Origin of the sequence: Rhodoferax sp. GW822-FHT02A01 (assembly GCF_038784515.1) — a bacterium.
In the GTDB taxonomy this organism is placed as follows: domain Bacteria; phylum Pseudomonadota; class Gammaproteobacteria; order Burkholderiales; family Burkholderiaceae_C; genus Allorhodoferax.
Genome location: NZ_CP152376.1, coordinates 2,913,551 through 2,937,142 on the forward strand (window position 1 = coordinate 2,913,551; position 23,592 = coordinate 2,937,142).

The 23,592-nt window shown below is 59.8% G+C and carries 19 protein-coding genes and 1 pseudogene; 11 read left to right on the top strand and 9 right to left on the bottom strand.

The window, feature by feature from the left end; translation table 11 throughout:
• Nucleotides 1-136 precede the first annotated feature (136 nt).
• From AAGF34_RS13715 to AAGF34_RS13730, 4 genes are all read right to left on the bottom strand, one after another.
• Entirely contained in the window at nt 137-943 is an 807-nt protein-coding gene (locus tag AAGF34_RS13715) for an oxidoreductase (protein WP_342616289.1), read from the bottom strand.
• Between the two features lie 25 nt (nt 944-968).
• Nucleotides 969-4,061, bottom strand: coding sequence for an efflux RND transporter permease subunit (locus AAGF34_RS13720; RefSeq protein ID WP_342616290.1), 3,093 nt, complete (start codon nt 4,059-4,061; stop codon nt 969-971).
• The gene (locus AAGF34_RS13725; RefSeq protein ID WP_342616291.1) at nt 4,058-5,173 is read right to left on the bottom strand and encodes an efflux RND transporter periplasmic adaptor subunit; all 1,116 of its coding nucleotides are present in this window, start codon (nt 5,171-5,173) and stop codon (nt 4,058-4,060) included. The genes AAGF34_RS13720 and AAGF34_RS13725 overlap by 4 nt, the downstream gene beginning before the upstream one ends.
• An 81-nt stretch (nt 5,174-5,254) precedes the next feature.
• Nucleotides 5,255-5,872, bottom strand: coding sequence for a TetR/AcrR family transcriptional regulator (locus AAGF34_RS13730; protein ID WP_342616292.1), 618 nt, complete (start codon nt 5,870-5,872; stop codon nt 5,255-5,257).
• An 89-nt stretch (nt 5,873-5,961) separates the two neighbouring features.
• Between AAGF34_RS13730 and AAGF34_RS13735 the strand changes: the two genes are divergently transcribed.
• On the top strand, nt 5,962-7,419 hold the full coding sequence (locus AAGF34_RS13735; protein WP_342616293.1) for an efflux transporter outer membrane subunit: 1,458 nt from the start codon (nt 5,962-5,964) through the stop codon (nt 7,417-7,419).
• A gap of 254 nt (nt 7,420-7,673) precedes the next feature.
• On the opposite strand, the pseudogene AAGF34_RS13740 reads toward AAGF34_RS13735, so the two are convergent.
• Nucleotides 7,674-7,958: pseudogene (locus AAGF34_RS13740) on the bottom strand (transketolase C-terminal domain-containing protein); the annotation flags it as partial.
• An 80-nt stretch (nt 7,959-8,038) separates the two neighbouring features.
• Between AAGF34_RS13740 and AAGF34_RS13745 the strand changes: the two are divergent.
• Genes AAGF34_RS13745 through AAGF34_RS13755 form a run of 3 tightly spaced genes read left to right on the top strand, consistent with a single transcriptional unit; the run spans nt 8,039 to nt 10,576 of the window.
• Nucleotides 8,039-9,853, top strand: a complete 1,815-nt coding sequence (locus AAGF34_RS13745; protein WP_342616294.1) for an ATP-binding protein — start codon at nt 8,039-8,041, stop codon at nt 9,851-9,853.
• Nucleotides 9,850-10,185 carry a response regulator gene (locus AAGF34_RS13750; RefSeq protein WP_342616295.1) on the top strand — a complete coding sequence of 112 codons (336 nt, stop codon included), beginning with the start codon at nt 9,850-9,852 and terminating at the stop codon, nt 10,183-10,185. Before AAGF34_RS13745 ends, AAGF34_RS13750 begins: the two co-directional genes overlap by 4 nt.
• On the top strand, nt 10,139-10,576 hold the full coding sequence (locus AAGF34_RS13755) for a hypothetical protein (protein WP_342616296.1): 438 nt from the start codon (nt 10,139-10,141) through the stop codon (nt 10,574-10,576). The genes AAGF34_RS13750 and AAGF34_RS13755 overlap by 47 nt, the downstream gene beginning before the upstream one ends.
• A gap of 287 nt (nt 10,577-10,863) precedes the next feature.
• On the opposite strand, the gene glmS is transcribed toward AAGF34_RS13755, so the two are convergent.
• Nucleotides 10,864-12,759 (bottom strand): glutamine--fructose-6-phosphate transaminase (isomerizing), encoded by a 1,896-nt coding sequence (glmS, locus tag AAGF34_RS13760; protein ID WP_342616297.1) that lies wholly within the window; start codon nt 12,757-12,759, stop codon nt 10,864-10,866.
• A 137-nt stretch (nt 12,760-12,896) separates the two neighbouring features.
• On the opposite strand from glmS, the gene AAGF34_RS13765 reads away from it, so the two are divergent.
• Nucleotides 12,897-13,385, top strand: coding sequence for an Lrp/AsnC family transcriptional regulator (locus AAGF34_RS13765; protein ID WP_342616298.1), 489 nt, complete (start codon nt 12,897-12,899; stop codon nt 13,383-13,385).
• On the opposite strand, the gene AAGF34_RS13770 is transcribed toward AAGF34_RS13765, so the two are convergent.
• The 3 genes from AAGF34_RS13770 to AAGF34_RS13780 all read right to left on the bottom strand — a co-directional run bounded on the left by AAGF34_RS13770 (nt 13,365) and on the right by AAGF34_RS13780 (nt 16,237).
• On the bottom strand, nt 13,365-14,147 hold the full coding sequence (locus AAGF34_RS13770; protein ID WP_342616299.1) for an ATP-binding protein: 783 nt from the start codon (nt 14,145-14,147) through the stop codon (nt 13,365-13,367). The two genes, AAGF34_RS13765 and AAGF34_RS13770, sit on opposite strands and share 21 nt — an antisense overlap.
• Before the next feature lie 8 nt (nt 14,148-14,155).
• On the bottom strand, nt 14,156-15,586 hold the full coding sequence (gene glmU, locus AAGF34_RS13775; RefSeq protein ID WP_342616300.1) for a bifunctional UDP-N-acetylglucosamine diphosphorylase/glucosamine-1-phosphate N-acetyltransferase GlmU: 1,431 nt from the start codon (nt 15,584-15,586) through the stop codon (nt 14,156-14,158).
• Between the two features lie 78 nt (nt 15,587-15,664).
• Entirely contained in the window at nt 15,665-16,237 is a 573-nt protein-coding gene (locus AAGF34_RS13780; protein WP_342621091.1) for a 5-formyltetrahydrofolate cyclo-ligase, read from the bottom strand.
• Nucleotides 16,238-16,273: 36 nt separating this feature from the next.
• Here AAGF34_RS13780 and AAGF34_RS13785 point away from each other — a divergent pair, with 36 nt between their 5' ends.
• The 6 genes from AAGF34_RS13785 to AAGF34_RS13810 all read left to right on the top strand — a co-directional run bounded on the left by AAGF34_RS13785 (nt 16,274) and on the right by AAGF34_RS13810 (nt 23,579).
• Nucleotides 16,274-18,265, top strand: a complete 1,992-nt coding sequence (locus AAGF34_RS13785; protein WP_342616301.1) for a transglycosylase SLT domain-containing protein — start codon at nt 16,274-16,276, stop codon at nt 18,263-18,265.
• 49 nt (nt 18,266-18,314) lie between these two features.
• Nucleotides 18,315-18,998, top strand: coding sequence for a glutathione S-transferase family protein (locus AAGF34_RS13790; RefSeq protein WP_342616302.1), 684 nt, complete (start codon nt 18,315-18,317; stop codon nt 18,996-18,998).
• Nucleotides 18,999-19,003: 5 nt separating this feature from the next.
• Nucleotides 19,004-20,245, top strand: a complete 1,242-nt coding sequence (locus AAGF34_RS13795) for a multifunctional CCA addition/repair protein (protein WP_342616303.1) — start codon at nt 19,004-19,006, stop codon at nt 20,243-20,245.
• 197 nt (nt 20,246-20,442) lie between these two features.
• A complete protein-coding gene (locus AAGF34_RS13800; protein ID WP_342616304.1) occupies nt 20,443-21,462 on the top strand; it encodes a substrate-binding domain-containing protein in 1,020 nt (339 codons plus the stop codon).
• A 105-nt stretch (nt 21,463-21,567) separates the two neighbouring features.
• Complete coding sequence (locus tag AAGF34_RS13805) at nt 21,568-22,758, top strand: ABC transporter permease (RefSeq protein WP_342616305.1); 1,191 nt, start codon at nt 21,568-21,570, stop codon at nt 22,756-22,758.
• Entirely contained in the window at nt 22,755-23,579 is an 825-nt protein-coding gene (locus AAGF34_RS13810) for an ATP-binding cassette domain-containing protein (protein WP_342616306.1), read from the top strand. Before AAGF34_RS13805 ends, AAGF34_RS13810 begins: the two co-directional genes overlap by 4 nt.
• The last annotated feature ends 13 nt before the right edge of the window (nt 23,580-23,592 follow it).

The window sequence follows — 23,592 nt, forward strand, 5'->3', positions numbered from 1 at the left end:
TTGGCCTCATTTCCCCATGCCGTCGGCAATCGCAGCCGGGGCATAACCCACCGCGATCTCAAGTGCCGCCGTTGCGATCGCTTGCCCACCCGAGCTGGTTTCATTGGCGCGGTATGGACGCGTAAGCACAGCCTTTTTAGGCGATCCCGAAACTTTTTCGTAGACCCTTTTCGACAGGGGTCGCAGGCATGAAGCGACGTAACTTGGCCAGAAGAGATGCTTCGCCTTTGGGCGTATGACGCATCTTCCGGGCGCCCAAGGCGGCGCTGACAATCGTTGCGGCAACTCCCTCAGGCGGCGGCGCCTTTTGAATATTGTTCTGGATCGCCTTGGAGACCATTCCAAGCTCCTTGGCGTAGTCAGAGATTCTGGCAACGGTCTGAGGTGCGTTGAGATCCAGGTTGGTCTTGGTAAACGATGGCTCGACAAGTGCCACACGGATGCCGAATTGACGCACCTCGTGATCCAAGGTTTCCGACAGCCCTTCAACAGCGTGCTTGGACGCTGAATACAGAGACATGTACGGTGCAGGCAGAAAACCCAGCACCGAGCTGATGTTGACAATACGTCCTGACTGCTGCGCGCGCATATGCGGCAGCACCGCCTTGATCGTGCGCAAAAGACCGAATAGATTGGTGTCGAACAGGGTCTGCGCTTCGGCAATCGATGTTTCTTCCGTTGCGCCCAGCAAGGTCACTCCTGCACTGTTGACCAGCACGTCAATGCGCTTGGCTTGCGCCATGATGGTTTGGATTCCTCGCTCTATGGACGCTTCGTCACGGATGTCCATCTGGATGAGTACGACACCAGGTATGGCTTGCGCTGTGGCAGTGTTTCGCACGGTACCGAAGACGCGGCAACCTTGCTCGGAAAATTGCAACGCGGCAGCGCGTCCGATGCCCGATGAAACACCGGTAACGACGACAACTTTGGAGTTCGACATGGTTGTTACTTTCTTGTTGATGATTTCAATGGGTGGATTGAATCTGTGAAGGGGTCGGTTTGATCTTGAACCAGATGGAATACATGGCGGGCAGGAAAACCAGCGTCAGGATGGTCCCGGCAAAAGTGCCACCTATGAGCGTGTACGCAAGCGTTCCCCAGAACACGGAATGGGTAAGCGGAATGAAGGCCAGCATGGCAGCCAAGGCCGTCAGGATCACCGGTCGGGCGCGCTGCACCGTTGCTTCCACGACCGCACGGAACGAGTCCAACCCTGCTTTCTCGTTTTCACGGATCTGCCCGAGCAAAATCAGCGTATTGCGCATCAGAATCCCCGACAAAGCGATCAGGCCGACCAGCGCATTGATGCCAAAGGGCTGGCGGAACAGGAGCAGCGTCGGCACCACGCCGATGAGGCCCAGCGGACTGGTCAGGAAGACCATGACCATGCCGGAGATGGAGCGGACCTGCAGGATGATGATCAGCAGGGTGGCCGCCAGCATGATGGGGAAGATCGGCAGCATGGCGACTGTCGCCTTGCCGGCTTCCTCGATGGAGCCGGCCTCCGCGATGCGGTAGCCGCTGGGCAGCTTGGCGATGATGGGCTGGAGCTCCTTGGTCATGGCGGTAGACACGTCCGGTGGCTGCAGGCCATCGGCAATGTCGCCACGTACGGTGATCGTCGGTGTGCGGTCACGTCGCCGCAGGATGGGGTCTTCCATGCGCACTTCGACCTTGCCCACCTGTGACAACGGGATGCGCTGCGCAGCCGACCCGACCAGCGTGAAGCCGGCGATCTTTGCGGGGTCCAGACGAATGGCTCCGGCTGCACGGCCCACTACTTGTACCGAGCGGATATCCTCGCGCACTTCCGTCAGTGGCGCTCCACTCAGGAGGAACTGCAACTGCAGAGCGACCGAATTGGAGCTCAGTCCCAGGGCATGGAGCCGGTCCTGGTCGAGGGTGAAGTGCAGGGTGGGGACGCGCGGGCCCCAGTCCGTGTTGACGGTGCGCATCATCGGGCTGGCATGCAAGACGGCCTCGACCTCGGCGGAAATCTCGCGCAGCTTGTCCGGGTCCGGCCCCGTGACACGGTAGGCCACCGGGAAGGGCGAGGGCGGGCCGAACACGATTTGGGTAACGCGCACACGTGCCTCGGGCGCAAGGTCGTCGGCAATGGCCTGACGCAGTCTGACCTTGAGGGCTTCCCGTTCCTTGTCATCGCCCGTCAGCACCACGATCTTGGCGAAGGACGGATCGGGCAGTTCAGGTGCCATTGCCAGGAAAAAGCGTGGAGCGCCCTGACCGATATAGGACGTGACGATCCGGGCTTCCTTTTGCTTGGCCAGCCAGGCTTCCACTTTCGCTGTCGCATCGCTGGTCTGCTGGATCGAAGTGCCGTAAGGCATCTGGACCTCGACCAGCACTTCCGGCCGGTCGGAAGTGGGGAAGAACTGCTTCTTGACCATTGCCATGCCGAGTACTGACACCACGAAAAGCCCGATCACCGCGCCAGCAACGATCCACTTGCGGGCAATGACGCGTCCCAGCAATTGACGAAAGCGGTTGTAATGCGGCGTGTCATACAGGGCAACGGTGAGCGCTGTGTGGCTGCTGTGGCTCTTCTTGACGTCAGGCAGCAGCTTGATGCCCAGGTAGGGTGTAAAGACGACTGCGACCACCCATGAAGCGATCAGCGCGATTCCGACGATCCAGAACATGTTGCTGGTGTATTCACCCGCCGTGGAGCGTGCGAATCCATTGGGCATGAAGCCCACGGCCGTGACCAGCGTGCCTGAAAGCATGGGCGCGGCGGTCAGACTCCATGCATAGGCCGAGGCGGCGATACGGCTATAGCCCTCTTCCATCTTCACCACCATCATTTCGACAGCAATGATGGCGTCATCCACCAGCAGACCCAGCGCCAGAATCAGCGAGCCCAGCGTGATGCGGTCAAAGTTCTTTCCGGAGGCAGCCATGATCACAAACACGGCCGCCAGAGTCAGTGGCACGGCTGCAGCAACCACGATGCCGACGCGCCAGCCCATGCTGACGAAGCACACCACCATGACCACCAGCAGGGCGACGAAGAACTTGACCATGAACTCGTCCACAGCCGAGCTGATGTTGACGGATTGATCGGTCACCTTGGTCAGTGTCATGCCCAGCGGGAGTTCCTCATTGATCTTGCTGACTTCCGCACCAAGGGCCTTGCCCAGGTCGAGCCCGTTCCAGTCGTCGCGCATGACGACGCCGAGCAACAATGCCGGCTCACCGCCATTGCGAACCATGAAGGTGGTTGGGTCTTCATAACCGCGCTCGACGCTCGCCACATCCGACAACTTCAATGTGCGCCCCTGCGCGACGATGGGTGTCTGGCGAATCTTCTCCAGCGTGTCGAAGGCGCCATCGACACGTACAAAGACCTGTGGCCCCTTGGTCTCTATGGAGCCGGCGGGCGTCAGTACGTTCTGGCTGTTGAGCGCGGCAAAGATGTCTTGCGGCGCAACGCCCAGCGTGGCCAGACGGTCGTGGGAGAAGGAAACATAGATGCGTTCGGGCTGCTCGCCGATGATGTTGACCTTCTTGACGCCGGCGACATGCAGCAGTTTCTGGCGCAGCGCTTCCGCGTCGCGCACCAGCAGTCTCTGTGGTTCGCCCTTGGCCTTGAGTGCAAAGAGTGCAAAGGTCACATCCGCATATTCGTCGTTGACCATCGGGCCAATGACGCCAGCAGGCAACTTCTTGGCCTCGTCGCCAATTTTCTTGCGGGCCTGATAGAACTCTTCCTGGACTTCGGCGGGCGGCGCGCTGTCGCGCAGCGAAACCATAGTAAAGGCCAGGCCGGGGCGGGTGAAGGTTTCCGTGCGGTCGTACCAGCGCAGTTCCTGCATGCGCTTTTCCAACGGCTCGGCGACCTGGTCCTGCATCTCTTGGGCCGTCGCGCCTGGCCAGGCGGTGACGATCGTCATCTGCTTGATCGTGAATGGCGGGTCTTCTGCACGCCCGAGCTTGAAGAACGACAGAATGCCGGCGGCCGAGATCAGGAAGATCAGGAACAGGGTGATGGCGCGTTCGCGTACCGCGAGCGCCGACAGATTGAAGCGGCCTTCACTCACGGACGCACTCCTTCAGTCGCCTTGGCGACGGCAAGACCCGCCACCCGAACCTGTTCGCCTTCGCGCAGCAAGTGCACGCCAAGCGCGACTATGCGTTCGCCTTGTTTGATCTGCCCGGCAACATATGCACCGGCGTCATCCATTCGCTGGACTGTGACTGGCCGCCAGGACACCTTTGCAGGCTCTCCCTGGATGACCCATACCCCAGGCCCCTTGCCCGCGTCGAACAAAGCGGCAATCGGCACGTGCAACCCGTCTTGCCCGGACGAGCGTCCATCGGGAATCTGCACGACGACTGTGGTGCCCAATGGCGCGTCTGACTGCGCCCCATCCAGTACATACCGCGCCTCAAATGTGCGTGTGAGTCGATCCGCTGAGTTGGATAACTGCCGCAGCTTGGCCGCAATGACAATGCCCTCCTTGCCGAACAACGTGGCTTGTGCCGATGATCCGATGGTGGGGCGCAGCGTTTCAGGCAGTTGAATCACAGCCTCGCGGCTGCCAGCTTGGGCCAGACGGACCACGGTCTGGCCTGCGGCAACAACCTGGCCGGGTTCGGCCAGCGTCTCCATGACGACGCCGTCGGCATCGGCCACCAGCTCCGCATAGCGGTTCGCATTGCGGGCAAGATCTGCCTGGGCCTCAGCACTACTGAGTTGGGCTTTGGCTGCGTCGGCTGCAGCTTTGACCTGATCGTAGGCCGATGCCGAAATGGCGCCGGTACCGCGCAAGTCGTTGTAGCGGGCTTCGTCATCCGCAGTCTGCTTTGCGCGTGCGCGTGCGGCGGCAACGGCCTCCAGTGAAGCATTGGCTGCAAGCTTCAGGTCGGCGGGATCGATACGCATGAGCAATTGGCCGCGCTTGACGCTCTGCCCGGCGTCCACCAGTCGCTCCAACACCTTGCCGGAGACTCGAAATCCCAAGTCGCTCTGCACCCGGGCCGCTACGGTACCGGTGAACGAACGTGAGGCAGCGGCTGCCGTCTGGACAACCGCCGCACGAACCAAGGGCTGTTCGGTGCGCGGATCGACAGAAGCCTTTTCGCCGCAAGCGACCAACGCCAACGGCAGTGCACAAATGAATAGAGGTATAGCGAGGCGGAGCCGGAGCATGAAAGTCCCTTTGAGGAAATGATCAGGACTTTCATTATGGTACTAGTGACTAAATGTGTCAATAGTCACACATATTTTTCGTCAAGGCGACAGGCTGCGGAGGATGAGGCTCGACAAAAGCAGGGGTGCCTCCTCGGTGTTCTCCAGGCTGTGTTGCAAGAGCAACGGGTTGAGGTAGGGGCGCATGACCAGATAAATCGCCATCGCCGTTTCATCCAGGGGCGTCTTGCGCTCGAAGTCTCCGGTTTGGCGACCTTCTTGCAATATGTCCCGAAGCATCTTCTGGATGCGCCCTTCATAGGCAATAACCGACTGCCAGCGCTCGGTCGCAGCGGATGCGGCAATTTCATACAGCTTGCGATCCTGGAAGAAAAGGCGAAGGCTCGACTCGGTCATGACCTTGAACATTCGACGCAACTTCTCTGGCGGCGTCTCAGTCCCGGCGATCGCTGCGCTGACCTCGGATTCGATCTGGAGAAGGCAATTGGTGCAGATCACCTCGCCTATGGCTTGCTTGGACTCAAAGAACTTGTAGATGTAGGCCTTGGAAAACCCGATGACCTTGGCGAGATCGGAGACTGCTGTTTTTTCATAGCCGTAGCGGCTGAAATGTTGTGTGGCTGCAACAACAATTTGATTTCGCACATCGTGATCGGCCGGGCCGCGGCCTGAAGCGGAATAAGTACTGGTTTTTGTCATAGCAGTTCAGCTTACGTCATTTGTGGGACTTGGACAATATGTGACTATTTGGTATATTAGTCACTATCAACTTTTAAGGAAGATATCCGATGTTGCCCAAACATACGCTTGCCGCGCTCGTGGTTGCCGGCCTGTCAGCAGGCTGTGCCGTAGGTCCAGAATATGTTCGTCCGAATGTGCCCATGCTGGAGCAATTCCAAGGTCAGGCTGCGGTAGATTTGCGACAGGCGAAAGCCACTGCCGACCTCACTACGTGGTGGACGGGTTTTGGAGATCCTCAGTTGACTGAGCTGGTGACCCAGGCATTGGAACAGAACCTGGATCTGGCACAGGCATCTGCTCGCTTGGCTCAGGCCCGCGCCGGTCTAGGCTTTGCCAACGCAGCAGTGCAGCCGTCCGGTAATTTGAGTGGTCAAGCCGCCAGAGCCTACCAATCGATAGAGACCCCTTTGGGCAGGGTCTTGAATTCGACACCAGGCTATGACCGTTATGGAAATGCATACGAGGTCGACATCGGTGCAAGCTGGGAGCTGGACGTGTTTGGAGGGCTGCGCCGAGAGCAGGAAGCAGCACGCGCCGAATACCAGTCTACAGAGGCAGGACTTGCGGCTACCCGCTTGGCAGTGGCGGCGCAGACGGCCGATACATACATCACCATTCGGGGCCTGCAAACCCGCTTGGATGTTGCACGCCACCAAGTCCAGACCCAACAGGATCTGCTCTCAACCATCAGGCTTTTGTACGGCAAAGGCCTGGCTGCAGAACTTCAAGTGAGGCAGGCCGAAGGCGCGCTTGCGCAGGTGCGGGCATCCATCCCGGTTTTGGAGTCTGGTCTGGATGTGGCCATGAACGCGCTGGATGTGATGCTCGCCGCTCCAGCCGGAACGCACCGGCCGCAGTTGATTGCATCCGCCGCCATTCCGACACCGCCACGTATCACCGGCATAGGTTCGCCCGCGGAGTTGCTCAGGCGTAGACCGGACCTCATTGCAGCCGAACGCCGCTTGGCCGCATCGAACGCGCGTATAGGCGTAGCCCTCGCTGAATACTATCCAAAGCTCTCTCTTAGCGGATTGATCGGTAGCGCTACTACCGTTTCCGGCAATTTGTTCACTGGAGGCGCCAGCCAAGCATCTGGCATGCTTGGTCTGCGTTGGCGTCTGTTTGACTTCGGTCGCATTGATGCGCAGATTGCCTTGGCCAAGGGGCAAGAGGCCGAGATGTTGGCTGCGTATCGACTCGCTGCCTTGCACGCAACCGAGGATGTGGAGAACGCGTTTTCGGCCCTGGTCAAGCGAGAGGACCAGGGCATCATATTGGCAGAAGGAGTGGATTCGCTTGGCCGCGCGCGTGACGCTTCGTATGCAGCCTATCAAAAGGGAGTGGTCAGCTTGATCGAGGTCCTTCAGGCTGACGAGAACCTGCTTCGCGCATCGGATGCAAAAGCGCAAGCGCAAATGGAATCTGCACGTGCGGCCGTCGCTACCTTTAGAGCACTTGGAGGTGGCTGGCAACCCGGCGAGGTGAAGACGCTTGCAGCCAATTAGCTGCCTGAATGGTCCTCTCAATCCAAGCAATCGTGACCCACGAACTTTTACGTTATCGCTAAGCACCTCCAGTGCGCCCAAGGCGGTCAAGAATGTGAGAGTGTCGTGCCCCCACTAGGCTGCCATTCGTCCGATACCCCCATTTTCGTGCACGCGTTGTTGAATTAAGCGATTTGGAGGATCAGACGCGGTATATGGAAAACACAGTTGCACAAAAGCCGCGACAGCAAGTGCCGCGACTTTCTGCTAATAGCTCAGAGTAACCACTTCAGGATGCGTTGGCCGAGAACCTCGCGACTGATGTCATAGCGATCGTGCAGCGTGGGCAGTGCACCAGCATCCGGATACTGGTCGGGTAAACCAACCAGCTCAAAGCCGGCTGGCTGAACCCGGTTATGCAGCAGTGTGCTCGACATCGCTTCACCTAGGTCACCCACGATGGAATGGTTTTCTGCCACAACCACTAGGCGACGCTTGTAGCGGACCGCTTCCAGAATGGCGGCTTCGTCTAAGGGCTTGATGGTGGGGCAGGTCAGCACCCCACGTATAACCCCCCATTTGGGGGGTAGCATCACAATCACCCGCTATTCATACTTGCTTGGATACCGCTTTGCACTTTATGACCCGTTCTCAGTTAGCACCAATCCAGCTACTCGAAGTACAGCGGGAACTGTTCCGCCTGGGTTACCGCAATCTGCGCTCCCACGTGTTTGGTCAGATCTGTCTGTCCCTCCTGGTGGCGGCGGGTGTATGGGCTGCAGCACCCCACCAGCGCGTGATGCTTTGGGCACTATCCATGCAACTGGTGGCTGGCGTACTGTATGCAGCTGTCTGGTTTTTTCGCCACAAGGTTGCAAGGCCCGTGCCGGACCCACAGGTACTGCGCCAATGGCAAATCACAAACTTCTTCCTGGTCTCGATTGCTGGATTGGCGTGGGGCAGCTTGGGTTTGCTGTTTGTGGTCAATGCGCAGGTCAGCAACCTGGTGGTGATGACTTCGTTCGCAGGTGCTTTGGCTTATTCCGCGGTAAGCAATGTTTACGACATGCGGGCCTTTTACGCCAGCGTGCTGCTGGGAACCGTGGCACTGACTTCGCAGCTACCTGAAATATTCGGTGAGCAGGCGCCTTTTGTCATTGGCATGTGCGTGCTGTATCTCATGGTGTTGGTCTTGATTGCCCGCAGTACACACAGGACCCTGATTGATTCGATCCAGTTGCGCCTGGACAATGAACAATTGGCTTTGACCAATGCCGCCCACGCCGCACGTGCCGAAAAGGCCAATCGCGACAAATCTGAATTTTTAGCCGCAGCCAGCCATGACCTGCGTCAGCCGGTGCATGCCTTGCTGCTGCTGATAGAGGCCTATCGACAAAGTGAACCGCAGGCGGCCAACCACCCACTGATACAGAAGATTGCCGCGGCAGGTACGTCGGTGAGTTCCTTGTTTAACGCCTTGATGGAGCTTTCACGGCTGGACTCTGGCACAGAGCGCGTCACCCTGGAAGGCTTGGATCTGCCCGCCCTTTTGCGCGACACATTGGAGCCGGTGCGTCCCAAGGCCACCTACAAGGGACTAGCCATGCGATTGCGCATTGCCTCCACCCTTGAACATGTTGTGATGCGTACTGACAAACTATTGCTTGAACGCATATTGGGAAACCTACTGAGCAATGCTGTGCGTTACAGCGCCAAAGGCGGTGTTCTGTTGGCTCTGCGTCCGGCCCATGGGGGGCACGGTTTGTGGCTGGAGGTGTGGGACACGGGCGTTGGCATTGCCCCGCAGGACCATGAGCGTATCTTTGATCACTATGTCCAAATCGGCAATCGGGAACGCGACCGCAGCAAGGGTTTGGGTTTGGGACTGGCCATCGTGCGCCAGTCAACGGCCCTGCTGGGCCTGCGCGTGACCCTGCACTCACGTCCGGGACGCGGCAGTTGCTTTCGCTTGCATATTCCAGGCGAACTGTTTATGCAAATGGAACTGCCCCAGGTGAGCACTGATGTGGCGCAGGGCGAGCAGTTGTCCAAAGGTGTACTGGCTGGACGGCGCATTTTGCTGATCGATGACGACGTCATGGTTCTGCAGGCGATGCAGGCATTGCTAGGGAGCTGGAAAATCGACCTGCGCTGTGCAAGCGTGGGAACGCTCCGATTGGTGTTGGACCAGTGTGGGCCGCACTGGGTGCCCGAATGCATTATCAGCGACTACCGGTTGCCGGGAGAATTAAACGGCGTTGCGCTGTTGGATGCGTTGCTGGAACATTTTCCCAATGTCGTGGGGCTGTTGCAAACGGGCGAGCTTGCACAAAATGTTCAGGCCCAGGCCGAGGAGTCAGGCTACCTTGTCGCTTTCAAACCGGTTTCGCCGGACGTGCTGGCCCACACCTTGTGTGCCGTGCTGGACCGTACATCCGAAACGAGAACCGCGTGAAAATCCTGATTGTTGATGATCACCCGCTTACCTGCCAGGGTCTGGCAGCATTGCTGGGTGCCACGCAAGCGCAGACCAGCGTATCCAGCGCCTACACAGTGGCGCAGGCCCACAGCGAACTAGCGCGCCTGCCTGCACCTGACTGGATCTTTCTGGACATTAACCTGCCGGATGACCCGCAGCACCGGCTTTTCCATTGGCTGTGCAGCACACCGTGGATTGATCGTACGGTGCTGATATCGGCGGAGCTGGATCACAATCTGGTACGCACAGCACTACTACGCCTTGTCCAAAGCGAAGAAGGACTCGATTGTTTTGGAGCTGGATTTTGATATGGACATGGTGGCCATCAAAAAGGCCAGTGACAGTGGAAACTGGTTTCAATGGAAGCAGATTGAACATAAGCCCGCCTTGCATGTAAAAAGTGGTTATGTGCGGTTTCACTTCGACGGTAAGACAGCACAATTTTCTTTTTTGGAAAAGGCCATGCTGCCCGGCGAAGTTTTTGCAGGCGCCGAGAAGAAGGCTACGAGTGCCACCGATACAGCCGCCTTGGTCATTGGTGCGCTCATGGGTGCCGGGGGCAGTTCAAGCTCCTACAACCTGACACCCGTGGAGAATTTTCCTGACGCTATCGCAAAAAGCTTGCAACCTTTTGCGGAAGTGGTGATTCAGGGTTTGCCGCAACCCGTGCAGGTTGCGCAACCTGCAGCTCCTCAGTAGGGTGAATGACTGGTTCGGAGAAATCAATTCAACCGCTGGTGTCACTTCCACCCACGAGTTCGGTGGCATACATGAAATCAACGGCCACCTACAAACCAATAACCCGATGGGCTTCCAGTAACCGGCCATTCTTAAGTGCAGCGACTGCATCCGGCCCATCTCGGTCAGAAAGACGACTGATCGTGATCCAGTTGCTCCCTAGAACTCTTGCGTATCGAACAGCCAGAAAAATAGGTTGTTTTCGACTTTAATTGCGCGAAATAAGTTCCCTGCTCTTCGTTATTCCGTTACTCCACCGTCACACTCTTGGCCAGATTCCTTGGCTTGTCGACATCGGTTCCGCGCGCGCAAGCGGTGTGATAGGCCAGCAACTGCAAGGGCACTACGTGCAGCAGCGGTGACAGTTCGCCATAGTGTTCCGGCATGCGGATCACGTGCAAGCCTTCGCCGCTTTCGATGTGCGTGTCACTGTCGGCCAGAACGTAGAGCACACCACCGCGGGCCCGCACCTCGTGCATATTGCTCTTGAGTTTTTCCAGCAGCGCATCGTTGGGTGCCACGGTAACGACCGGCATGGCACTGGTGACCAGGGCCAGTGGACCGTGCTTGAGCTCACCGGCGGGATACGCCTCGGCATGGATGTAGCTGATCTCCTTGAGCTTGAGCGCGCCTTCCAGTGCAATGGGGTAATGCAGGCCGCGGCCCAGGAAGAGGGCGTTCTCGCACTTGGCGAAGTCCTCGGCCCATGCAATCAGCTGCGGCTCCAGCGCCAGCACGGCTTGCAAAGCGGCGGGCAGGTGGCGCATGGCCTTGAGGTGGCGGGCTTCTTCCGTATCACTCAAGCGGCCTTTGGCCTGGGCCAGGCACAGGGTCAACAGAAACAGGCCTGCCAGTTGGGTGGTGAAGGCCTTGGTGGATGCCACGCCGATTTCCACGCCGGCACGCGTCACGTAGGCCAGGCTGCACTCGCGCACCATGGCGCTGGTGGCCACATTGCAGATGGTGAGTGTGTGCTTCATGCCCAGTGACTGGGCGTGGCGCAGGGCTGCCAGGGTGTCGGCGGTCTCGCCACTTTGGGTGATGGTGACCACCAGGGTATTGGGGTTGGGTACCGAGTCGCGGTAGCGGTACTCGCTGGCCACTTCCACATTGCAAGGTACCTTGGCAATGCTCTCTATCCAGTACTTGGCCGCGCAGCCGCTGTAGTAGCTGGTGCCGCAGGCCAGTATCAGTACCGAGTCGATCTGTTTGAACACGCGGGCGGCATTGGCGCCGGGCTGGTGGTTCATCTGCTGGTCAAACAGCTCGGGCGTGATGCCTTCCACGCCTTCGAGCGTGTCGGCGATGGCGCGCGGCTGCTCGAAGATTTCCTTTTGCATGTAGTGGCGGTAGGGGCCGAGTTCGGCCGCGCCGCTGTGTGCATGCACCGTTCTCACCGGGCGCAGGGCGGGGGCGACGGCCTTGTGCTCCTTGTCGAACAACCAGTACTTGCCCAGCTGTACGTCGACCAGGTCGCCTTCTTCCAAGTACACGATCTGGTCGGTCACGCCGGCCAGTGCCATGGCGTCGCTGGCCAGAAAGTGCTCCTGGCCGTCCTTGCCCACGCCCAGAATCAAGGGGGAGCCCGCACGCGCACCGATCAGGCGGTGCGGCTCGTCCTTGCAGAACACGGCAATCGCATAGGCGCCATGCAACTGCAGCACAGCGGCTTTGACGGCTTCAAACAAGTCGCCGTCATACAGGCTGTCAATTAGGTGGGCGATGACCTCGGTATCGGTCTGGCTGTCAAACACATAGCCACGCGCCTTCAGGCTGGCACGCAGTTCATCGTGGTTTTCGATGATGCCGTTGTGGACCAGGGCGATGTGTCCTGGCTTGGTGGCCGCATCCGAACCCACGCCGTGGCTGAAATGGGGGTGGGCGTTGTGCACGGCTGGCGCACCGTGGGTGGCCCAGCGGGTGTGGGCAATGCCCAGAAGGCCCTGCAGGTGGGTGCTGGAAATCTGCTCGACCAGTTCGGAAACGCGTGAGGTGCTGCGGGCGCGGCGCAAGCCCGGGTGCAGATCCTGCGCGTAGACCGCCACACCACAGGAGTCATACCCACGATATTCCAGACGTTCCAGGCCTTGAACCAGGATGGGAACAATGTTGCGGGTCGAAACCGCGCCGACGATGCCACACATAAAACGCGCTCCAGCAGTTGGTAATGGAGCGATATTAGATCGTCGATTAAGAAATAAGTGTGCAAACAGGTTTGAAAAATGAACTAATATTGCACTAAGTCAAAGAAGTGAAATTAAAAATTGAACATCATTGAAAAATGAAACAAATATCTTTGAATGCGATGGATATTCAAATCCTGGCGCAGTTGCAGCGCGACGCGTCGCTGAGCAATCAGGACCTGGCCCGGGCGGTGCACACTTCGGCGCCGACCTGTCTGCGGCGCATCAAGCGCATGCGTGAAGCAGGCCTGATTGAGCGGCAGATTGCGGTGCTCAATCCGGAAGCAATGGCACAAACCATAGGCCATGGTCTGAGCGCCATTGTAGAAATCACCTTGGATCGTCAGGGCGCCGAAGAACTGGAGCGTTTTGAAACCCGTGTGCTGCAAGACGCAGCCGTGCAGCAGTGTTATCGCGTATCGCCCGGGCCGGACTTTGTGCTGGTGGTGCATACCGCACACATGCCGGCTTACCAGGCGCTGGTGCAGCGCCTGTTCACCAGTGATGCCAATGTGCGCAACGTCAAGGCTTTTTTCAGTGTCAAACGCAGCAAGTTTGGCGCCGAACTATCCCTGCAAGAGGTCTGAGGTGACAGCCATGGCCGCTGGCAGACTCAGCTGCACGCGGCAGCCTGCATCCGGAGCGCCTTCGATGGTGACCGCCCCATTCAGACGCTGTGCAATCTTGTGGGTGAGTGCCAGACCCATGCCAACGCCGGGAAACTGACGCGTGGTGTGCAAGCGTTGAAACGGCTTGAACAGCCGCTCCCGCATCGCCGGGTTGAACCCCGCACCGTTGTCCTGAATGGACAGCGTGACCAGCGCGTTGCGGTGGCTATCGGCGGCGACCTGAAGCTCCACCGAAATGGAGATATGGGCCACATTGCGTTGCGCGGTGAACTTCAGGGCGTTGTCGAGGACGCAGTGCAAGGCGCGCCGCAACAGGGAGGCGTCTGCCATCACCTCAGGGGCGTGCGGTGGCACTGCCCATTGGACAGCGCGCCCGGGGTAGGGCTGCACCACCTCTGCCATCACGTCCTGCAACAGCGCATGCAGGGGTACCGGCGCGCATTGCACCGGGGACGTGCCCAGACGCGACAACTCGGTGAGCCCGTCCAGCAAGCTGCCCATATGCTGCGCCGACTCTGAAATCGTTTGCAGAAAGCCCCTGGATTCTTCCGGCAGCAACGGCCCGGCCTCCTCCTGTGCCAGTTGCGCGTAGCTCAGGATGTGGCGCAGCGGTGCGCGCAGGTCATGGGACACGGTGTAGGTGTAGTCCTGCATTTCCGCGCGCAGGCCTGCCAACTCGGCCTCCAGTGCCGCAATGCGTTGCTGTTGCGCGTCCGACATGGTGTGCCCTATGCCTTGGGGGCTTTCTTGGGGCGCGACCAGTTGGCAATAGAGACCTGCCGAACACGCGCCACGCTTAAGGCGCCAGCGGGTGTGTCCTTGGTGATGGTGGAGCCACCGCCTATGGTGCCGCCCGCACCCAGCGTCACAGGGGCAATCAGCACACAGTTGCTGCCCACGTGCACGTCGGCCTCGATCACGGTGCGATGCTTGTTGGCGCCGTCGTAATTGGCCGTAATGCTGCCGGCGCCATAGTTCACACGCTCGCCCACGGTGGCATCACCCAGATAGGCCAGGTGATTGGCCTTGGCGCCATCCGCCAGGGTGGAGTTCTTTACTTCCACAAAGTTGCCAATGTGCACTTCCTTGCCCAGCCGGGCGCCGGGACGCAGACGGGCGAACGGTCCGATCAATGATCCGGCACCCACCGTAACGCCCAGCTTCTCGCCGTCGATGTGGGTGAAAGGGTGAATCACGGCGCCTTCTTCAATCACGGCATTGGAGATCACGCAATGGGCACCAATGCTGACGCCCCGGCCCAGGCTGACCTGCCCGGTAAAGACGCAATTCACATCGATGCTCACGTCATGTGCACAGCGCAGGTCGCCCCGCACATCGATGCGGGCGGGGTCGGCCAGTCGCACGCCGTCCTCCATCAGCCGGTGGGCAATGCCATGCTGGTAAGCGCGCTCCAGTGCGGCCAGTTGCACCGGGCTGTTTACGCCAGCAACCTGCACCGCATCGTTGATCTTGTAGGCCACCACTTGCGCACCGTCTTCCACGGCAAAGCGCACGATGTCGGTCAGGTAGTACTCGGACTGCGCGTTCTTGTTGTCCAGGCGGGCCAGCCAGCGCTTGAGCGATGTTGCGGGCACCGCCATGATGCCGCTGTACACCTCGTGGACGGCACGCTGCTCTGGGCTGGCGTCCTTGTGCTCCACAATCGCTTTCACCGAGCCCGTCGTGTCGCGCACAATGCGGCCATAGCCCGTAGGATCAGGCATCTCCAGCGTCAGTAGCGCCAGATTGCGGCCAGCACCCGCAGCAATCAGGTGAAACAGCGTGTCTGCCTGCGTCAGCGGCACATCGCCCGATAGCACCAGCACCATACCGTCATCTTCCAGATGCGGCACCGCCTGTTGCACCGCGTGGCCTGTGCCCAGTTGCGGCTCCTGACGGGCAAACTCCAGGGTGAAACCCACGCCCGTGTTTGCTTTGCACGCAGCTTCCACCTCAGGGGCGCCGTGTCCGGTGATCACCACGGCCTTGCGTGCCTGCAGGCTGGCGGCGGTATCCAGCACGTGCTGCAGTAGCGACCGCCCGCCCAGGGTGTGCAGCACTTTGGGCAGCGAGCTCTTCATGCGGGTACCTTTGCCAGCCGCCATGATGACCACGTCAATGGGCGTGCCCATGCTGGAAAGCGGGGATTGTGAACTCATGGATTTCCTTCCTGATGCGAGACTATTCGCGCCTCCGGTGCGCGATGCCCCGGTATTATCCGTGCCCGCACAGAGGCATCACACCGGCCAGATAGCGCCGTAATCGTTCAATATGGCGTCCAGCGGCATGTCGTGGGGTTCGGGCTCGAAATCAGGCAGGAAGCCCATGCCAAAGCCCAGTCCCACCGAAAACGGCTTGGGGTTCAGACTGGACAGCATGCGGTCGTAGAAACCACCGCCATAGCCCAGGCGGAAGCCGCCAGGCCCGTAGCCCACGCACGGGGCAAAGACCAGCGTGGGGACGATCACCTCGGTGTCCTTGGGCTTGGGAATGCCGTAGGCGTCTTCTTCCATGGGGCAGCCCGGATACCAGGCATGGAAGGTCATGGTGTGGGTTTCTTTGTTCACCACCGGCAGTCCGATGCGCCGCGGCTCGGGCTGGTCCAGCAGTTCGCCATCTTCCTTCCAGCGATGCAGGGCGGGCAGGGGGTCGAACTCGCCCTTGATGGGCCAATACGCGCCAATCACGATGTCCGGCCTGCCGACCAGCCAGATGCGCATGACCTGCTGCAGCATGTCTGCCCGCAGCTGCCGGTCCGGCAGGCTGTTGCGCTGTTCAATCAATGCGGCGCGAAGGGCCTTTTTTTCCAATGCTTTTGCCGTGTTCGAGTTGTCCATAATGTCCACATGCAGTTTCCAGCCATTCTGACACCGTTAGCCCTAGCCGCCTGTGTCTTCTTGCCATCCGTTTCACCTGTTTTTGCCCAGGGTCGTGACAACGCCCACTACGACGAAGTCATCACCGACATGGCGCAAGCCTACAAGGTCCGCGACCGCAAGCGCCTGACAGGCCTGTTGCCCCAGGTACGTGGCTATGTGCTGGAGCCCTGGGGAGCCTACTGGGAGCTGTCGGCGCGACTGGATGAGGCCAGTCCGACCGAGATACAGGATTTTCTCGCACGCTACAGCGGGACCTATCAGGAAGACAAGCTGCGTACCGAATGGCTGCTGCAGCTCGGGCGCAACCGGGACTGGGTCGCCTTCAACCGGGAATTCCTCAAGTACCGCATGGGAGACGACAAGTCGGTGCGCTGCTATGGCCTGCTGGCTGACCATCTTGCCACCGGGGCCGACGTCAAGGCGGATGTGCTGCAGACCTGGATGTCGCTCAAGGATGCGGACGAGGGCTGTGCTGCCGCTGCCGAACAGCTGGTCAAGGATCACGCGGTAAAGCCCGATCTGGTCTGGCCGCGCGCCCGGCTCGGCTTTGAGAACGATCGCTTGCGCATCACCACCCAGGCGGTGGGCATCGTCAAGGACGGCCTGGTGAAGGCCGTGAGTGACATTTACGCCAATCCATCCAAATACCTGAACGACAAGCTCACCGCGCTGCGGCCGCAAACCCGTGAGCTGGTCTCTTTGGCCATCATCCGCCTGGCCTATCTGGATCCGGATGCCGCTGCGGTCGAAGTCAACCACCTGCGCTGGAAAGCCCAGCTCACACAGGAAGAGCGTAGCTGGATCTGGGGCGCGATCGGCAAGCGCGCCGCGATCAAGCAATCCAATGATGCGGTGGGCTACTTTGCCCAGGGCGACTTCAACCAGATGCATGAAGACCATCTGGCCTGGGCCGTGCGCGCGGCCTTGCGTGCAGGGCGGTGGCAGATGGTGCAGGACGCCATTGCCGCCATGCCGGAATCGATGGCGGCCGAGCCAGTCTGGGTCTACTGGCGCGCAAGGGCGATGCTGGCTTTGCCTGCCGTCGATGGCGGGCGTGAAGTGGCGCTGAACCTGATGCGCGGCATTGCCGGCGTGCGCGGCTTTTATGAACAACTGGCACTCGAGGAGTTGGGCCAACGCATTACCGTTCCGGAGCGTCCTGCACCGCTAACGGTGGAAGAGCGTGAAGCGGCCCGTGCCAACCCCGGTCTGGCCCGCGCGCTCTACGCCATCCAGGTTGGTCTGCGTTCCGAAGGGGTTCGCGAATGGAACTACAGCACCAATCTGCACGTGCGTGGTGGTCTGGACGACCGCGCCATGTTGGCAGCTGCCGACCTGGCTTGCCGCGCCGAGGTGTGGGATCGTTGCATCAACAGCAGCGACCGCACCCGCAACCTGATGGACTTCGAGCAGCGCTTTCCCATGCCGTTTCGCAATTCGGTGCTGGCACGTAGCAAGCAGATCGGCATTGATCCAGCGTATGTGTATGGTCTGATCCGCCAGGAAAGCCGCTTCATCATGGATGCCAGGTCGGGCGTGGGTGCTTCCGGCCTGATGCAGGTGATGCCTGCCACGGCCAAATGGACGGCCAGGAAGCTGGGGATGACGGACTTCCAGCCGGCACAGATCACCGAGCGCGACACCAACATCGCCATTGGTACGGGCTATCTCAAGCTGCTGCTGGATTCCTTTGGCGGCTCCATGCCCATGGCCGCCGCTGCCTACAACGCCGGCCCGGGGCGCCCCCGCAACTGGCGCAACGGTCCGGTGCTGGAGGCTGCCATCTGGGCCGAGAACATTCCCTTCAACGAGACGCGGGACTACGTGAAGAAGGTGCTCTCCAATACCGCCAACTACGCAGCACTGATCACCGGGCAGCCGCAATCCCTCAAAGCCAGATTGGGTACGGTGGGTCCGTTGGACGCCAATACGCCGGACGCCAGCACCGATCTGCCCTGATGATGCGATGGGCTTGGTTTAGCATGGTGTCTTTATAGGAAAGACCACCATGCTCAAACTTTTTGTAGGAAACAAAAACTACTCTTCCTGGTCCATGCGTCCCTGGGTACTGATGCGCCAGGCAGGTATTGATTTTGAAGAGCACATGGTGCGCTTTGATTCCTTTGACACCGACTCCCGCTTCAAGCAGACCCTGGCCGATTTGTCGCCCACGGGCAAGGTGCCGCTGCTGGTGGATGGCGATCTGGCTGTCTGGGACACGTTGTCTATTGCCGAATACCTGGCAGAACAGTTTCCGCAGAAGAACCTCTGGCCCAAGGACAAGGCTGCGCGCGCGCAGGCACGCAGCGTGTGTGCGGAGATGCACAGCGGCTTCAGTGGCCTGCGCAATCTGTGCCCCATGAATATCGAGGCGTCCCTGCCTGAAGTGGGTGCGCTGCTATGGCGCGACAAGCCCGAAATTCGCAGCGAGGTGCAGCGTATCGTCCAGATGTGGAGCGGCTTGCTGGAGACCCATGGAGGCCCCATGCTGTTTGGCGACTTCAGTATTGCAGACGCCTACTTTGCGCCGGTGTGCATGCGTTTCAGAACGTATATGCTGCCGCTGCCCATCTCGATTGCCGACTATGTGGGACGCGTCTCCGATCTGCCTGGCGTGGCTGCGTGGATAGAGGGGGCCCTGGCAGAAAAAGACTTCCTCGACTTCGAAGAGCCCTACCGCCTGCAACCCTGACTTTCATGCAAACCTATCTGGTTGGTGGTGCCGTGCGTGATGCCCTGATGGGCCTGCCCATGCGCGACCGCGACTGGGTAGTGGTGGGAACCACGCCGCAGGCACTTCTGGATCAGGGCTATGTCCAGGTCGGGCGGGACTTTCCGGTGTTCCTGCATCCGCACAGCAAGGAAGAGTACGCACTGGCCCGTACCGAGCGCAAGTCCGGTCACGGCTACACCGGCTTTACCGTGCATGCGGACCCCTCGGTCACGCTGGAAGAAGACCTGGCGCGACGCGACCTGACCATCAATGCCATTGCACTGCCTGCGCAGTGTCTGCAGACTGATGGCCGCTTTGACGCTGCGCAGCTGGTGGATCCTTTTCATGGACGCGCCGATGTCGATGCCAAGGTGATACGCCATGTGACACCGGCCTTCCGCGAAGACCCGGTGCGCATCCTGCGTGTGGCGCGGTTTGCTGCGCGGTTTGCAGATTACCGGGTCGCGCCCGAGACGCAGGCCCTGATGCAGAGCATGGTGCAAGACGGTGAAGTGGACCATCTGGTGGCTGAGCGCGTCTGGCAGGAACTGGCCAAGGGACTGATGGAGGCAACGCCTTCGCGCATGTTTGAGGTGTTGCGCAGTTGCGGCGCGCTCAAGCGTTTGCTGCCGGAACTCGATCGTCTATGGAGCGTACCGCAAAGTCCGCAGCACCATCCGGAAGTGGACACTGGTGTGCATGTGATGCTGGTGCTGGACATGGCCGCGCAACTGCAATGCAGTCTGGCTGTGCGCTTTGCCTGCCTGGGCCATGACCTGGGCAAGGGCAACACACCTGCAGACGTGTTGCCGCGCCACATTGGCCACGAGGCGCGCAGCGTGCGTCTGTTGCAGGTGTTGTGCAAGCGCCTGCGGGTACCGACCGAGTGCGCCGAGTTGGCGGAGGTCGTCGCACGCGAACACGGCAACATCCACCGCAGCAGCGAGCTGGGTGCCGATGCGATGCTGCGTCTGCTGGAGCGCTGCGACGCCATCCGCAAGCCAGCACGCATGGCAGAAGTGCTCTGGGCCTGCGAGTGCGATGCGCGCGGCAGGCAGGGCTTGCAGGACGCAGCCTACCCGCAACGCGCACGCCTGTGGCATGCATTGCAGCAAGTGCTTTCGGTGGACACCGCGCCGGTTGCAGCTGCTGCGCAGCAGCATGGCGCCACGGGCCTGCAGATCGGTGCTGCAGTACGCAAGGCGCGCCTTGCCGCCATCTCCTGACCTCGGCGCAAACCCTCTTCTGAATTGACCCTGACAGGGTCAGGGGTACGCCTCAGTGTTTCCCCTAGTGTGGCGTCTATCCGAAAAGACAGATACTTGGTTTTCTGTCCGAACTAAATCATGTCAAACAGGGTTTGAACGGCAGGAGGTCAATTCAACACAGATGCCCGAACAGGGCTCATTTTCTGGAGACAAGCATGAAATTTAAACGTCAACTTACCGCATTGGCATTTGCCATGGCTGCTGGTTCCTCTTTCGCACAACTGGTTGTCGGCGTGAGCTACGACGCCTTCCAGGAAGAGCGCTGGAAGACCGACGAAGCTGCCATCAAGGCTGAGCTGGCCAAGCATGGCGCCAAGTACATCATGTCCGATGCAGGTGCTTCAACTGAAAAGCAGCTGACCGACATCGACGGTCTGATCGCCAAGGGCGCCAAGGTGTTGATCGTTCTGGGGCGTGACAAGGACGCCATCCTGCCGGCCGTCAACAAGGCCAACCAGCTGAAGATTCCAGTGATCGCCTATGACCGCCTGTTTGAAGCTCCTGGAGTGACTTACATCACCTTCGACAACAAGGAAGTGGGCCGCATGACCGCACGCGCCATCCTGGCTGCCAAGCCCAAGGGCAACTTCGCCATCATCAAGGGCGACCCGGGTGATGCCAACGCCAACTTCTTGCGCGAAGGTCAACAGGAAATTCTGGAGCCTGCTATCAAGAAGGGTGACGTGAAGATCGTCGGTGAAGAGTACACCGCTGGCTGGAATCCCCAGAACGCCCAGAAGAACATGGAACAGATCCTGACCAAGAACGGCAACAAGGTTGACGCCGTGGTTTGCCAGAACGACGGCATGGCCGGTGGTGTGGTTGCAGCGTTGACTGCCAAGGGTCTGCAAGGCATTCCCGTATCCGGTCAGGACGGTGACTTGGCAGCGCTGAACCGCGTGGCCCTGGGTACCCAAACCGTGTCGGTGTGGAAGAACTCTGCCGACTTGGGTACTGCTGCAGCCAAGGCCGCTGTGGAACTGGGTGCGGGCAAGCCTGTGACCGGTGCGGTGGACTGGGCCGGTGGTGAGAAGAAGGTTTCTCTGAAGTCCATCTTCCTCAAGCCCATCCCCGTGACCCAAGCCAACCTGGAAGTGGTGGTCAAGGCCGGCCACATCAAGAAGGAAGAGCTGTGCAAGGGCGTGACCGATCCCAAGGTAACTGCCTGCAAATAAACCAATAGGCTAGGGATTTTGAATCCGACACCGCGGGCCGGGTGAACGCTTGGTTGCCGCGGTGTTTTTTTGGTTTCGTATTTAGGGCAAAGTTTGGAGTAGTCAATGAATCAAGCATTACAGAACTTGAAACATTCGGCCGTTGATTGGCGCATGGTGCTGATGGCCGGAGTATTGGTGGTGATCACCGTCATTTTTAACGTGTTGACAGACGGCATCTTTTTCTCTGCCGAGAACCTGTACAACATTGCACAGCAGACCGCTGTGGTTGGAATTCTTGCCACGGTGATGGTCTTGATCATCGTGGCCCGGCACATCGATTTGTCGGTGGGCTCCGTGATGGGTTTTGTCGGTGTGCTCATCGCCTTCCTGATGTACACCTCGCACTGGTCCTGGCCTGCGGCCTGTCTGGCCGGCCTGGCGGCTGCGATTGTGGTGGCCATGTACCAGGGCGCGTTGACGGCCTTCGTCGGTGTGCCATCCTTTGTGGTGACCCTGGGCGGCCTGATGTCGTTCCGTGGTGCCGCCTATCTGGTGGCAGACGGCAAGACGCAACCGTTGAGCGATCCTTTCTTCCTCAAGCTGGGTGGCGGCTTCAATGGTGGCATTGGTACCACGGCCAGCTGGGTGCTGGGTGCGGTGATCAGTCTGGGCATTCTGCTTTCCATGCTGGCCAAGCGCCGCGCCAAGAAGCGCTATGACGTGCCCACCAATCCTTTCGTGATCGATCTGGCGTTGTCTCTCATTCCCGTGGTCATCGTGCTGGGCTTTGTGGCCGTGATGAATTCGTACCAGATTCCCAGCAAGGACGATGCGCAGGGCATTCCCATTCCCGTGCTGATCTGGGGAGTCGTGGCGCTGTTCATGTCCTTCCTGGTTCACCGTACTCGCTTCGGCCGCTACGTGTTTGCCATGGGTGGCAATCCGGATGCCGCTGCGCTGGTGGGTATCCCGGTCAAGCGCGTCACCATGCTGCTGTTCCTGCTGCTGGCGGTACTGACCACCGTCGCCGCCATCGTGGCCATCTCGCGTCTGAATGCCGGTACCAACTCCCTGGGCAACAGTCTGGAACTGCTGGTGATTGCGGCTACCGTCATCGGTGGCACAGCGCTGGCCGGTGGTAGCGGCACCATTGTCGGATCGGTGCTGGGTGCGCTGATCATGCAATGCATTGACAGCGGCATGCTGTTGCTCGACGTATCCATTGGTACCCGTTACGTGATCATCGGCCAGGTTCTGATCGCTGCGGTGGTGTTTGACGTGGCCTATCGCAAATGGACAGGAGACGTGCAATGACCACCGAATCGCATAACGCAGAGGCAGCGGCCAAGCGAGCCAAGGCAGACCCCAACAAATGCCTGGTGGAGCTGCGCAACATCAAGAAGGCTTTCGGTGGTGTGCACGCCGTGGACGATGTGTCAATCAACCTCTATCCCGGTGAAGTGGTGGCCGTGCTGGGCCACAACGGCGCAGGCAAGTCCACGCTCATGAAGATGCTGGCCGGTGCCTACCCCATCGACAGCGGCGAGGTCATCATCAATGGCGAGAAGTCGCACATCCGCACACCTGCCGATGCGCAGGCCGTGGGCATCGAGTCCATCTACCAGACGCTGGCCCTTGCCGACAACCTGGATTCGGTGGCCAACCTGTTCCTGGGACGCGAACTGCTGACCAAGTGGAACACGCTGGACGACCACCGCATGGACGCGGACGCCCGCAAGGTGTTCCAGCGCCTGAACAAGAACTTCAAGAATTACCACACGCCAGTGCGCCGCCTCTCCGGTGGTCAGCGTCAGGTGGTGGCCATTTCGCGGGCCATCTACTTCAACGCCCAGATCCTGATCATGGATGAGCCCACCGCGGCACTGGGACCGGAAGAGACCGCCATGGTGGCCAAGCTGATCGAGCAGCTCAAGGCCGAAGGCGTGGGCATTTTCCTGATCAGCCATGACATGCACGACGTGTTTGCGCTGAGCGACCGCTTGTCGGTCATGAAGAACGGCAAGCTGGTGGGTACCTACCGTACCCAGGATGTGACCGAAGACGAAGTGCTGGGCATGATCATTCTGGGCAAGAAGCCCGAAGGCAAGCCCCAGACTGAACGTCCTGCGCGCTAAGTGTTGCTTGACC